Source organism: Paenibacillus baimaensis (assembly GCF_025567575.1).
Genome location: NZ_JAOQIO010000103.1, coordinates 75429 through 88902, shown reverse-complemented (window position 1 = coordinate 88902; position 13474 = coordinate 75429). Strand labels below are relative to the sequence as shown.

Annotated in this window: 11 protein-coding genes; 1 reads left to right on the top strand and 10 read right to left on the bottom strand. The window is 46.0% G+C overall.

The genetic code is table 11. The features are described from left to right. Positions 1-25: 25 nt before the first annotated feature. The 10 genes from OB236_RS29775 to OB236_RS29730 all read right to left on the bottom strand — a co-directional run bounded on the left by OB236_RS29775 (position 26) and on the right by OB236_RS29730 (position 11857). The gene (locus OB236_RS29775; RefSeq protein WP_262687187.1) at positions 26-1267 is read right to left on the bottom strand and encodes a DUF1501 domain-containing protein; all 1242 of its coding nucleotides are present in this window, start codon (positions 1265-1267) and stop codon (positions 26-28) included. Positions 1268-1283: 16 nt separating this feature from the next. Next, positions 1284-2600 carry a DUF1800 domain-containing protein gene (locus OB236_RS29770; protein ID WP_262687186.1) on the bottom strand — a complete coding sequence of 439 codons (1317 nt, stop codon included), beginning with the start codon at positions 2598-2600 and terminating at the stop codon, positions 1284-1286. A 236-nt stretch (positions 2601-2836) separates the two neighbouring features. Beyond that, positions 2837-4261 carry a type I glutamate--ammonia ligase gene (gene glnA, locus OB236_RS29765; protein WP_076234587.1) on the bottom strand — a complete coding sequence of 475 codons (1425 nt, stop codon included), beginning with the start codon at positions 4259-4261 and terminating at the stop codon, positions 2837-2839. A 250-nt stretch (positions 4262-4511) separates the two neighbouring features. After that, positions 4512-5555 carry a 3-deoxy-7-phosphoheptulonate synthase gene (aroF, locus tag OB236_RS29760; RefSeq protein ID WP_262687185.1) on the bottom strand — a complete coding sequence of 348 codons (1044 nt, stop codon included), beginning with the start codon at positions 5553-5555 and terminating at the stop codon, positions 4512-4514. A 179-nt stretch (positions 5556-5734) separates the two neighbouring features. Beyond that, entirely contained in the window at positions 5735-6262 is a 528-nt protein-coding gene (locus OB236_RS29755; RefSeq protein WP_076234593.1) for a DUF2062 domain-containing protein, read from the bottom strand. A 13-nt stretch (positions 6263-6275) separates the two neighbouring features. Further along, the gene (locus OB236_RS29750; RefSeq protein WP_262687182.1) at positions 6276-7238 is read right to left on the bottom strand and encodes a 4-hydroxy-3-methylbut-2-enyl diphosphate reductase; all 963 of its coding nucleotides are present in this window, start codon (positions 7236-7238) and stop codon (positions 6276-6278) included. Between the two features lie 23 nt (positions 7239-7261). Next, positions 7262-8788 (bottom strand): sensor histidine kinase, encoded by a 1527-nt coding sequence (locus tag OB236_RS29745; RefSeq protein ID WP_262687181.1) that lies wholly within the window; start codon positions 8786-8788, stop codon positions 7262-7264. 1 nt (position 8789) lies between these two features. Continuing rightward, on the bottom strand, positions 8790-9482 hold the full coding sequence (locus tag OB236_RS29740; RefSeq protein WP_076234602.1) for a response regulator transcription factor: 693 nt from the start codon (positions 9480-9482) through the stop codon (positions 8790-8792). Between the two features lie 146 nt (positions 9483-9628). After that, positions 9629-11200: a S1C family serine protease gene (locus tag OB236_RS29735; RefSeq protein ID WP_262687180.1), complete on the bottom strand. Its 1572-nt coding sequence runs from the start codon at positions 11198-11200 to the stop codon at positions 9629-9631. A gap of 240 nt (positions 11201-11440) precedes the next feature. After that, complete coding sequence (locus tag OB236_RS29730) at positions 11441-11857, bottom strand: YugN-like family protein (RefSeq protein ID WP_262687179.1); 417 nt, start codon at positions 11855-11857, stop codon at positions 11441-11443. Positions 11858-12084: 227 nt separating this feature from the next. Between OB236_RS29730 and OB236_RS29725 the strand changes: the two genes are divergently transcribed. Then, on the top strand, positions 12085-13383 hold the full coding sequence (locus OB236_RS29725) for an ammonium transporter (protein ID WP_262687178.1): 1299 nt from the start codon (positions 12085-12087) through the stop codon (positions 13381-13383). Positions 13384-13474 lie beyond the last annotated feature (91 nt).

The window sequence follows — 13474 nt, the reverse complement described above, 5'->3', positions numbered from 1 at the left end:
TATGCACAAACGCCGACACAACGATTTATATGAAATTGATCTTCTCGTATGTTTTCCCTAATACCGACTTGGCATCGCCTTGCAGCCAGCTGTCTACAACCGTGTAGTAGACGGAACGAAAATCAACCTCATATTTCAGGTCACCGCCTTTATCCAGATTCGTCAGACTCGGTTGTATCCCGTATAGACCGCCCTTTACTTTACCCCCAATGATGAACATAGGAGCCGCGGTTCCATGATCCGTACCTCCGCTGCTGTTCTCCTTGACCCTGCGTCCGAATTCAGAGAATGCCATCGTGATAACTCGATCCTGCAGACCTTGTGCCTCCAAATCCTTATAGAACGCACCCAGTCCCTCATCCAGCTGCTTAAGCACACGGGCTTGCTGTTCTTTCTCATTCGCATGGTCGTCAAAGCCACCGATTTCCAAATAAAATACGCGGGTACCCGATTTTCCGGCCAGCATCTTGGAAGCCAGCTGTAAGTCCCTGGAAATATTTGTTTTGGGGTATTCGACTTTATTTTGATACGTGTTCGATAAGTTGTGCAGCGCCTCCACACTTTGAAACGCATCCTTCCCCTGCTCACAGGTAACCTTCACCTGAGTCCCTTGACGAAACGGGTCATACATATCGAGAAAGGCCGCTGCCAAGCGATTTTGGTCCGGCTTCGGTGTTTTGGGATCAAATATATTAAAGCTCTCAATGGATTGAATAACAGGCACATTGACCGTATCCGAGATAAAGGCTTTGTTGGCGTTGTTGCCGATTTTCAGCACCTTTAGAGGGTTGACTGATTGGGAAAGGGAGGACTCGACATAGCGCGCCAGCCAGCCGGAACGAATCATTTTCTCCGGTTCAGCCGTTTGCCATATTTCCATGGAACGAAAATGGGAGTGATCCGGGTTTGGATAACCTACGCCCTGGACGACTGCCACCTTGCCGCTTTTATACAACTCATTGAGCTGAATGAGACTCGGATGGAAGCCAACTTCATTGTTGATGGCCAGCACTTCATTCTGGGTAATTTTCAATGTTGGACGAGCGTCAAAATATCCGCCCATTCCATAAGGAATCAATGTATTAATCCCGTCATTACCTCCGGACAGCTGGATCACGACAAGAACAGGAGACTCTACGTTCGCATCATCGATAGAAGTGCTTGGCAGAGCAGAGCCATCTTCAGCAAAAATCATCGGCCCCCGTAAACCCAATGAAGCCAGAAGCGCAGTCCCTTTGATCAAAAAATCTCTTCTCGTTAGCTTCAAGCGATTCCACTCCCTCTTATTTCATTTGGGCTTCAGGACTGATCATAATAAGCTGCAGCAGCCCCTTCATTCCGTTGTTCTTTTGCTTGGCATATACAAAGGTATCGTTCGCATATTTGGCCAGCGTCTTCGCGGACAGCTCTCCCATATTCCACACACCCGCATTTTGCGCATACTGGCGTACATAATCCTCCGGCTTGGACAACGGGTCCAACGCATATTCCTTACTCGTCAGCAGATTGTTGTTCAAACGCTTCGCTATCGATTCGGCAAATTGGAAGCGAGAGAGCAGATTGGTCGTCATGAGCCAGGTCGTCCCCCCTCTCCACCCCGCTACATCAGGAGGAAGAAACAGCTCCATCCCCATCTTGCGCGCCGATTGTGTAAAACCCTTCGATAATGGAATATTAAAAGCCTTCAAAATTCCGGCAACATATTCGATCGGTGTCTTGATCAGGGCACCCTGTATATCCGGATTATAAAAGGCGTCTGACATAAACAGCTTCGTCAATACCTCTCCGATGGTCTGGTCCTTGGACACATCACCCGCAACCAGATCCACCCATTCCTGTGGTGGCTCATCCGTTGCAAACCACTTCAACAGCTTTTTGGCTATAAATTGCGGCAATGCCTCCTGCTTGAAAAAAACATCGACTACAGTGGTCTCGTTAAAAGCACCGGTTTCTCCTAGAACCGTTTTGTTGGCGGCATCGTATTGACCCTTGTTAAATTTAATTTGACCTTCCTTACGGTCATAGGACCAGCCTGTCAGCGAACGTGCGGTTTCTTTAATATCCTGCTCCGTGTAATTGCCAATGCCGAGCGTAAATAGCTCCATCACTTCACGCGCATAGTTTTCATTCGGTTTACCTTTGCGGTTGCTGTTCACATCAAGATAGATCATCATCGCCGGATCTTTGCCGATCTGAAGGACAAGCTCATGAAAATTACCCAATGCATAATTACGAAACAGCTCATTTTGCCTTAACATAAGCGGAATATCGTTAACCTTGGAAAAGGAGGTGGAAAAATGCCCATGCCAGAAGAGCGTCATCTTCTCGATCAACGGCGCCTCTGTATTCAAGATTCGGTACAGCCAATAGGTTTGCTGATCACCAATGGAATCCGCCTTCATTTCTTTGCCGTCAGCCGTCAACTCGGTGATGGATTGCAGTGAAACCGTCTTGCCTGTCAACGATTCCCCGGCTACAAGCCGTCTTACGGTTTCTGCCTGCCCCAGAGACAAGCAAGCTTCTATATCAGTTTTACTCGTATAAAATCCAGTGCGGTTTAATAGATGGACCACTTCTTTTTCTGTCCAGGCTGCTCCCATACTCCGTACCACCATCCCGCTGATGTTTGTTAGTCTTCATTATACTGGTGATTTATTACAAAAAAGTGACGAGTCCGGCTATTGATATATAATATCGGTAAAGAATTCCTTCGGTTTTAGCAAATTCGCTGAAATAGGGCTAATAGCATATGTATCAGGGCTATTTAGGAAGAAAAGCTAACATAAAAAACCCCGGAGAAACTCCGGGGTTTTCAACATCATATAATTGCGAAATCTTACAGATCAAAGTATAAGGAATATTCATGCGGATGAATGCGAATGGATACTGCTTTTGCTTCTTCACGTTTCAAGCCGATGTAGTTGTCGATAAAGTCTTTTGTGAATACGCCGCCTTCTACAAGGAACTCATAGTCAGCTTCAAGAGCATTCAGAGCTTCATCCAACGTACCTGGTACGCTGCGAATCTCGCCTTTTTCAGCATCTGTCAGATCGTAGATGTTCTTGTCCAGTGGACCATAGCCCAGAGCACGAGGATCGATTTTCTTCTTGATTCCATCCAGACCAGCCATCAGCATTGCGGAGAATGCCAGGTACGGGTTAGCTGTGGAGTCAGGCGTACGGAATTCGATACGACAGCCCTTAGGTGTAACAGCAGCAATCGGAATACGAACTGCAGCCGAACGGTTACCTTTGGAGAATACCAGATTAACCGGTGCTTCGTATCCAGGAACCAGGCGTTTGAACGAGTTGGTTGAAGGATTGGTCAAAGCGATCAAAGCTGGTGCATGGTACAGGATACCACCGATATAGTTCAAAGCCATTTCACTTAAGTTACCATAGCCGCCTTTTTCGTAGAAAAGGGGATTGCCACCGTCAAAGATGGATTGGTGAACGTGCATACCGCTACCGTTATCGCCGAACAATGGTTTTGGCATGAAAGTTGCTACTTTACCATATTGTCTAGCTGTATTTTGCACGATATATTTATATTTCATCAAGTTATCAGCTGTTTTAGTTAAAGTGTCAAAACGGAAGTTGATTTCGCCTTGTCCGGCAGTTGCAACTTCATGATGATGACGCTCGATACGAAGTCCCGCTTCCATTAACAAACGACACATTTCGCTACGAATATCTTGTTGGGAATCCGTTGGACCTACAGGAACATAGCCGCCTTTGTGACCCACTTTAAAGCCAAGATTGCCGCCTTCGTCTTTACGGTTGGAATTCCAGTGTGCTTCTTCGGAATCTACAAAGTAAGAAGATTCATTTTGTCCGCTTTTGAAACGAACTTCATCAAAAATGAAAAATTCGGATTCAGGAGCGAAGTAAGCCGTTGTGCCAACGCCTGCAGTTTTGAGGTATTCCTCTGCTCTTACAGCAATTCCACGAGGATCGCGATCATAAGATGTGCCATCAGGATTAACGATGTTACAGATTACAATCAAAGTAGGATGTGCGGTAAAAGGGTCCACGTACACGGAATCTGTTTCAGGAAGCATAACCATGTCGGACTCTTCAATACCTTTAAAGCCCGGGATGGAAGAACCGTCGAATGCTACCCCATTTACAAACGTTTCCTCTTCTACTTCAGAAGCTGGTAAGGAAATGTGATGCGCTCTACCGGAAAGATCCACAAAACGAAAATCCACCCACTCGATGCCTTTTTCTGCGATGATGTTCAATACATTTTGAGCTGACATTGACTATTGACCTCCTAAAATCCGAACATTTCACATCGTTTGTTCGAACATTGTTCAAGTTTTTTATTAATTCATTTTCATATTATAAAACTTTCCCTCGCTAATCGTCAATACTTATGTCAGGTATTTTTGTTTAGGTGTAAGGTATGCTTACACCCGACCTGTCTTCTGTTCACATTTTCGACAAAAACAAACTTGGTCCCCCAAGAATCGGGAGACCAAGTCGAATGTTGTCACAGTGACTATAAACTTAAGCTTGAAAAGGTTCTTTAACGGTATCGAACCGTCTTCCACATAAAGGTGCCAGCTTCTCCAAATCAACCATCAGCTTGGCAAACTGTTCAGGGAAAAGGGACTGTACCCCATCACCCGTCATCGAGTTGTCTGGATCGGTATGCATTTCAACGATTAATCCATTAGCCCCGGCAGCTACAGATGCTTTGCACATTGGCTCCACCAGCTCACGGCGTCCTGTTCCATGACTTGGGTCGGAAATAACCGGTAAATGGCTAAGCGTTTGAAGGGCAGGAATCGCAGCCAGGTCAAGCGTATTCCGTGTGTAGGTTTCAAAGGTCCGAATGCCCCGCTCACACAGCATGACGTTCGGATTGCCGCCAGCCAGTATGTATTCAGCTGCATTCAGGAACTCATCATAGGTAGAGCTGAATCCGCGCTTGAGCAGTACAGGGGTCTTGATCGTCCCCAGCTTGCGAAGCAAATCAAAATTTTGCATATTCCGGGTACCTACCTGTAGAATATCCGCATGCTCCGCACATACATCTACATATTCGGGAGTCATAACTTCCGTAATCGTCAGTAGTCCGTGTTTCCTGCCGGCTTCAGCCATCATCACCAGACCTTCAACACCTACGCCCTGGAAGCTGTACGGACCGGTTCTTGGTTTGAATGCTCCGCCACGCAGAACCTGAGCTCCTGCCGCTTTGACCAAACGGGCAATTTCATCAATTTGCTCTGCATTTTCTACCGCACAGGGGCCGCCCATTATAACGAGCTGCTCGCCGCCGATTTCCACGTCCTTGATCTTGATAACGGTATCTGCCGGATGAAAGTCACGGCTGGCCAGCTTGTAAGACTTCGAGATTTTTACTACCTGCTCAACACCTGACATTTGTTGAATTTGTTCGCTCAGCTTGGGATGAGCTTTGCCGATAATTCCAATCACTGTGCGATCCACGCCTTTGGACACATGAGCCTGAACATCATTTTTCTCAATTTGTGCGACAATTTCTTGAATGCGCTCTTCCGAGGTTTTGTTGGATATAATTACGATCATGACTAATCACTCCTATTATATATTATGAACCTGAATAATTTAATTAATGAAGTCCAAGCACTAACACGCTTCAACGCTTATACGCTTCAAAGCTTTTAATCACTAAAGCAATTGTACAACGAGAGGGGCTTCTCGTCAATAGAAACATCTATCGAAATAAAGAAGCCCTTGAAGTCAACTTAGTTACTATCATTAACAAGGTTTGCTCTTTTCGCTTCACGTCTTTGCTTACGCTTGGCCGTATAGAGCATCAGCAGCCATTTGATCGGGAAATAGAACAGAATACCGAGTATAATCCCATCGACAACCCCGCCAACCAGCAGCTTCAAATTTGATTTCACAAAGAAATCCATCCAATCCGGTAAAAAAGCCCACAACTGCTTTCGAGTCCCGTGAGGCAATAACCAGTTACCTACCTTTAAATGGAAGTAGGTCATAGGCAGATAGATGATTTTGCCAAAAACAAACCCGATTAGAGCAGCCGCCATACTCGCACGGAATATATAGATCAAAGGAAAAATCAGAAAGAAAGCCAGACCTGCAGTGGGAAGTGTAAACATTTCAACCGCCAACCCAATTGAATATCCCATGGCAACAAGGCCAGGGCCTCCTTCAGCACGTGTCAGCATCAAGTATTTGTACTTAAACCATCGCTTCACATTCCGCAATTGAAAAGGCTTCTTGGTAGTAGCTAATTTTCGCTGCATATGCCTTCATCCCTTACGTACTCGATTTGGCAACCACTCGTTCTTTGGTGTACGGAATTAATTTGCTCATATTCACAGTACGCTTGATCTCCCACGTAGCTGCATCCTGTGGATCGTAATTTTCCAGAAAGGTCAATACTTCCTTGGTGATCGGTGTCGGTGTGGAGGCTCCCGAGGTCAAACCAACACGACGAACCGATTTTAGCCATTCCGTCTGAATCTCGGAAACATCAGAGATCCGATAAGCTTTGACACCTGCGATCTCTTCGGATACCTGTGCCAGTCGATTCGAATTGTTGCTGCGCGGATCTCCCACCACAATTACCAGATCGGCATCCATCGCTTGCTCAGATACCGCCTCTTGACGCACCTGGGTAGCCAGACAAATCTCATTATGAATTTCAGCGGTCGGGAACTTTTCCAATAATCGATTCATAATGTGTTTGATATCCCACTGGCTCATCGTCGTTTGGTTCGTAATCGTGATCCGATCCGTAGGTAGCTCCAGATGTTCGATTTCCTCGATCCGTTCAATCAGATGCACATAATCAGGAGCAACGCCCAAAGCCCCCTCAGGCTCTGGATGATCCTTCTTGCCGATATAAATTATATGATAGCCTTCAGCAGTTTTTTCTTTTATCAAATCATGGGTCTTGGTTACGTCTGGGCAAGTCGCGTCGACTACTGTCAATCCTTTGTCTCGGGCCCGTTTACGAACCTCTGGTGAAACACCATGAGCCGTAAAAATGACTGTACCCTTTTCAATGGTTTCCAGAATCTCCAGCCTGTTCGGCCCATCAAGTGTAATGACACCTTCATTATCAAAAAATTCGGTGACATGTGCATTATGCACAATCATCCCCAATATATACACCGGTCTTGGTAAATTCAAATTTTTGGCTGTTTGCATAGCAAGCCCCATTGCGTCTACAACTCCATAGCAATATCCGCGGGGCGTAATTTTAATAACGTCCATATTGGCACCCACCTTCCCCTATATTATACTTGATTATCCGTTGGGATGGAAATGCCCAAATCAGATGAATCCGAAGGGACTGTAATAGGAAGCCAAATGATAAAGATACTACCCTCACCCTGTGTTGTCTTGACCTCAATAGAACCTTGGTGCTCATCAATAATCCATTTGGCAATCGATAAGCCCAGTCCGGTTCCAGCCGTTTTGCCGCGTGACAGATCAGCTCGGTAGAACCTCTCAAAAATCAAAGGTACTTCCTCTTTATCCATACCTAATCCGCTGTCTTCAATCCGAATCCCGATTTGGTTATCCGTGCGCAGGGAATCGAGCTTAACAAAACCAACTTCCGTGTATTTGAAGGCATTTTCGATAAAAATAAACAGTAGCTGCTGCAAGTAATCCCGGCTTCCATAAACCTGAACACCATTCAGCGCACTTAAATCACCTGATGACCATTCCACCGTCCTCGGAAGCAGATGCGCCTTGCGGACAACATCCTCGACAATCGGTAAAATATCCTGTTCGATTTTGGCGATTTGAAAGCCTGCATCTGCACGGGCTAGCGACAGCAAGTCGTTAACAAGCCGAGACATTCGCGCCGCCTCACTTGCAATATCATGCATAGCTTCCAAAGACATCTCGATCTGTTCCGAATCCTGCTGCATACCGCTATCTGCCATTCGCTTCCACATTTTTTCCAGTAAATCAACATTGCCGCGAATCGTCGTTAATGGAGTTCGCAGCTCATGCGAAGCATCGGATACAAATCGGCGTTGTGTATGGTTCACTTCCTCCAACTCCGAATACGTATGCTGCAACCGACCCAGCATGCCATTAATCGTAGACGTTAACCGTCCAATCTCATCGTTGGGACCATAATAATTGATTCGATTGTGCAGATCCGTACCTTTTTCAATGGAATTGGTTGCAGCTATAACCTGCTCTATCGGCCTCAGCGCTTTACGTGCCAAATACCATCCCAGTGAGGCAGCCAGCATCACCGTTACGAGTGCCGTTATGAGCAGTATATTCCGAAGCAAGGTAAATAGCTTCTCATCCGCCTGCAAAAACACCGCAGCTTGAAATACACCAGCCAGCTGCGGCTGGCCATTCAACACTAGCGGAATCGCTCTATTGTAGATAAACACATTTAAATTATCGATTCGTGTATGTTCAATGAAAAAATCTTCATTTATCAACCGTTGTTTCTTGGCGTTCGTTAATTCAGGCAAGTACAGATTAAGCTGGTTCAAATTTTCCGAACGGCTTATATTCCCATTTTCAAAATTGGTAACCTGGTAATATTTACCTGTATTGTTAATGATATCTCTCCCCGCCAAACCAAAGTCAGGAGTGATTCCGCCGCGTAAGGTCACGGTCATCCGTGGCTCTATGCGAGAGAGCACCTTCTCAGCCTGCTCCTTTAGATCCTCTTCCACCGTTTGAAAATAGTAATGGTAAACCAAGCCATATAAGCCTAAACCAAATATAAGTAACACAACAGACAAAATGCCTGAGTACCATAATGTCAGTCGCAGACGAATTGACACGTCAGCTCTCTCCTCTCAACACGTACCCGGCTCCACGAACGGTTTGAATCATCCGTTTGTGACCGTACTCCTCCGTTTTTTGACGTAAGAGTGCAATATATACTTCCAGCACGTTAGATTCACCACTATAATCATAACCCCATATTTTTTCCATAATGACATCACGAGATAATACCCGCTTCGGGTTTTGCAAAAACAGGTGCAGCAGGTCAAACTCCTTGGTGGTCAGCTCAATTAGCTGGCTACCACGAAATACTTCTCGTGTGTCCATATCCATAAATACATCCTGATACTGCAGCCTGTTGGTTGGCTGTTCGGATTTCTCCGCGCTTCTTCTTCGCAGTAGAACCCTTACCCGCGCCAGCAGTTCCTCTAACGCAAACGGCTTGACCAAATAATCATCAGCACCCATATCCAACCCTTTTACACGGTCGCCGATCTCGTCTTTCGCTGTTAACATCAGAACGGGCACAGAGGCCCCACCCTCACGTATACGGCGGACGACTTCCCACCCATCCAATTGGGGCATCATAACATCCAAAATAACCGTATCCGGGTCGTTCTCCAATATTTGTTTGAGCCCGTCCATCCCATGATGAGCGGTAAACACTGTATAACCTTCAAATGCCAGTGAACGCTTCAGCATTGAAGTGATTTTTTCGTCATCATCAATAATTAGTATTTTTTCCCTCATGCAATAACAGTCCCCCCATGCTTAACATTGTAGCAGAAATGTACTCGATACAAAAAGAAGCGGAGCAACCCGCAAGTGTGCTCCGCTCTGCTTCTTGTACGACTATCTACCGCAAACCTTATTACGATCTTACCTAATTGCTAACCTTACTCCGCGTTACGGTCGCCAATGGTCACTGTGATAGTTTCTTTCTTGCCGTCACGCATTACCGTTAACGTAGCCTGATCCTTTACTTTAAGCTTCTTGATCGCGTCAACCAGTTCCTGTGATGTTTTAACTTTGGCTCCATTAACCTCGGTAATGACATCATAAGGTCTTAGACCTGCTACAAATCCAGGGCTCTTACGTTCCACTTCGGATACGATGGCACCTTCATTGTTGGAAAGCTTCAGCTCAGTCAGCCAATCTTTATCGATATCCGACAGCTTCACACCAATATAAGGTGCTGGCTCTTTCGGGATTTTCACATTATTTTTCAGGTTATCGAGTACAGAAGAGATTGTACTTGTCGGAATCGCAAAACCAATACCTTGGGCTTGCGCACTAACAGCAGTGTTAATCCCAATGACTTCACCATTCAAATTCAACAAGGGACCACCCGAGTTACCCGGATTGATCGAAGCATCAGTTTGCAGCAAATGCTGGTAGTTGCGAGTACCTTGTGAATCCGGAATCGAAATCGGACGTTCTTTGGCACTCAGCACACCCACCGTTACGGTATGATCGAAGCCATATGGATTACCAATGGCAACTACCCAATCTCCTACAGCGGTATTTTCTGCTTTGCCCAGTGTCAGCGATGAGAAATCTTTGGTGCCTTCAATTTTCAGAGCTGCCAAATCCAGATCGTAGCTGTTACCCAACAGCGTCGCCTTAAATGGCTTTTCGTAGCCTTCAACCGTTACCCAAATTTCATCGGCACCGTCGATAACGTGCTCATTGGTCAAGATGTAGCCTGATTTTTCAAAAATAAATCCGGTTCCCATCCCCGCAGGCTGAAGCTGGTCCGCACCACTTTTCGGCTGTGATTGTGAACCCCCGCCATTATTGCCAAAGAATTGACGGAAGAATGGATCATCCATCAGGGAGCTGCCACCACGGGAGCTCTTGGCTTTTACCTTTGTCTCTATTTTAACGACTGCCGGTCCCGATTGCTCAGCAATTTGAGCGATGTTGGTGGGTCTGCCCAGATCGATGGCTGCTTCCTTAACACCCCCATTACCAGTTGCGGGAGCCGCGGCAGCTTTGCTTGCCACTGGAGCGGAAGCACTACTCGATGCGCTTGGACCACTTGTAAACCAATTCATTTTATCGGAAGCGAACATTAATCCGCCCACCAATACGGCACCCGCCATAAAAGCGGAAAAGACGGCTTTAACAGAAGAACCTTTCTTTCTGTTATCATGCTGCCAATTGTTACTCGGATGCTCCTGGCTTGGTTCGAAGCCATTGTAGGAAAAAGGGCGAACCGGACGCGGTGGTGTCACTTCGACTGGAGTCGTTCCTTCGTTCGAATTGGCAGTTGTATCAGATGCAGCTATTTCGTCATGTCCCATAGTTGATTTATAAGGCCCGTAAGAATAGTAGTGGGACGGACGGTCTTGCTTTATTTGGTTAGAACCTGCTTGGTCCGCTTCAACTCCATCATTGGATGAAGCATTCGTGGACTCGCCACTGGGGCGGCGCAAAAATTCATTATTGTTGTTGTTATCTTCCATTGTAAAACCCTCCTTGGTAAGGTTCTAAGATTGTTATGTGTTTGCTTCTCTTGCTCTTATATTGGACCCGAAACCTTAAAGAAACCTTAAGGAAAAATAAAAAGAGCCTAAATGAAATTGCAAAAAAACCTCCTGATCCGTGATTTCGGATAGGAGGCACAGCCAATCTTCTTTACAAATGATTGCAAGCACTCTGAAAGTCTACTTTCAAGTTCTCAGTAGCTTACCAGTTTAGTTGTTCTAATGTACATTCCAGACCCGTTCCACCTTACCCAGCATATCCTTGGCTGCCGCTACCCACTTATCCTCGACAGGAGCATCCTTATCGATTGGCTCCTGAAATTGATCAATTAATGCTCCGGATACATTCAGATGCGCTTCCTTATCCAAACCATCATTATAGATATGCTTCAATACGAAAGGTGTACCCATGCAAATGATCGCATCTGTTGCACCTGTGTCACCATCCAGAGTACCGTGGGTGACTTCAAAAGGGATACGAAGCCATACTTGATGTGCGTCATCCAAATAGCGGTCAAAATAACCATGATCATAATCCCAGTTTCCACCAAGCGTGAACTCAAATTGGTGTAATTGTCGACTTACTTCATCAAAGGGTTCCTCATAATTGGTCAGAACGGATTTTATCGGTATCATCTGCTCACTCCTAGTAGTAGTCGTAGTTATAGTCCAGACGCATTTTATGTTAGACTACGCAATAATCCGACAAAATATGTACGCTCTGCAGCCTTCTTACATAACATCGAATAATCACTTATACATGTCATTTTATCTTACGTAATCCGTTGACATAACTATCATTAGAAACGTATAATTATGGGCGATGAACGGTTAGAATGTACGTAATAAGGAGATGAAACGATATGGATTTATCCACTTTAGCCAGTGGATTGGACACCATTTGGGTTGTTCTTACCGCTGCAATGATTTTGCTGATGGAAGGCGGTTTCGCCTTGCTGGAAGCCGGATTTGTCAGACAAAAAAATGCAGTCAGCATCATCATGAAGGTATTTGTCGACATCGCTTTTGGCGCCCTTGTATTTTTCTTTATTGGCTTCGCTTTCATGCACGGCAAGGATATATCCGGACTTATCGGAACTAGCGGTTTTATGCTCGGCGGTGATCTTTCTCACATTGATCTCACAATCTCACATGATACGTTTTGGTTATTCCAATGCGCTTTCGTTATCGCAGTTATCTCTATTGTATCTGGAGCTGTAGCGGAACGTATCAACTTCCACGCCTATATCTTATACACGATTGCGATGACCGGACTGATTTATCCAATCGCCGGACACTGGGTATGGAGCACTGGCGGATGGCTCGGGAAGCTCGGAATGATCGATTTTGCCGGCTCGGCCGTCATTCATGCGCTCGGCGGCTTCGCTGCTTTAGCTGCGGCATTGTTCATAGGACCGCGTATTGGCAAGTTTGCCGATAATGGAACTCCGAATATTGTTCCACCCTCCAACTTACCGTTAGCCTCCGTTGGCGCATTCATTCTTTGGTTCGGTTGGTTCGGCTTCAACTCAGGGAGCACATTAAGCGCCACAAACGCAACGATAGGTCACATCGCTGTGACAACCATGTTATCGGCTGCAGCCGGCGGCGCAACCTGCATTCTGTTCACTATGTTCCGTTATCGCAAAGCAGATCCACCTATGGTCATTAACGGTTCGTTAGCAGGTCTCGTCGGAATCACGGCTGGCTGTGCGTTCGTCAGCGACATCGTTGCAATTCTGATTGGCGCTGTATGCGGCATTGCCATGGTATTCGCAACCGAATTCCTGGAGTCCAAGCGAATCGATGATCCTGTTGGCGCTTTTGCCGTCCACGGAGTCAGTGGCAGCATTGGAACACTTGCAATCGGACTCTTCGCCAAGCCTGAGCTTACAGCAGGATACGGACAAGGCTATAGCGGTTTATTTTACGGAGGCGGATGGAGCCTGCTCGGTGTCCAGACTCTCGGCCTTATTACGGTCTCTGTATGGGGCTTCGGCCTCACCTGGCTTGCTTTCAAACTAATCAAAAAGATTGTTCCGGTGCGTGTCAGCCGCGATGAAGAGCTAGTAGGTTTGGATGTCGGTATTCATGGCGTTCCCGCCTACAGCCAGGATGACGACTTCATCGAGCTAACCAAGCTGAAAAACAGCCGCGGATAACAGAATCTATCATCATAAAAAGGGGATTTCCCAAGTGACTTTGGGAAATCCCCTTAACTATAACAAACGATATGAATGCAAGTATAATAAC

Coding starts and splice junctions, on each gene's coding strand:
- OB236_RS29770 (WP_262687186.1), bottom strand. CDS start 2,600: ATGGGAGCAGCCTGGACAGAAAAAGAAGTGGTCCATCTATTAAACCGC.
- glnA (WP_076234587.1), bottom strand. CDS start 4,261: ATGTCAGCTCAAAATGTATTGAACATCATCGCAGAAAAAGGCATCGAG.
- aroF (WP_262687185.1), bottom strand. CDS start 5,555: ATGATCGTAATTATATCCAACAAAACCTCGGAAGAGCGCATTCAAGAA.
- OB236_RS29755 (WP_076234593.1), bottom strand. CDS start 6,262: ATGCAGCGAAAATTAGCTACTACCAAGAAGCCTTTTCAATTGCGGAAT.
- OB236_RS29750 (WP_262687182.1), bottom strand. CDS start 7,238: ATGGACGTTATTAAAATTACGCCCCGCGGATATTGCTATGGAGTTGTA.
- OB236_RS29740 (WP_076234602.1), bottom strand. CDS start 9,482: ATGAGGGAAAAAATACTAATTATTGATGATGACGAAAAAATCACTTCA.
- OB236_RS29735 (WP_262687180.1), bottom strand. CDS start 11,200: ATGGAAGATAACAACAACAATAATGAATTTTTGCGCCGCCCCAGTGGC.
- OB236_RS29730 (WP_262687179.1), bottom strand. CDS start 11,857: ATGATACCGATAAAATCCGTTCTGACCAATTATGAGGAACCCTTTGAT.
- OB236_RS29725 (WP_262687178.1), top strand. CDS start 12,085: ATGGATTTATCCACTTTAGCCAGTGGATTGGACACCATTTGGGTTGTT.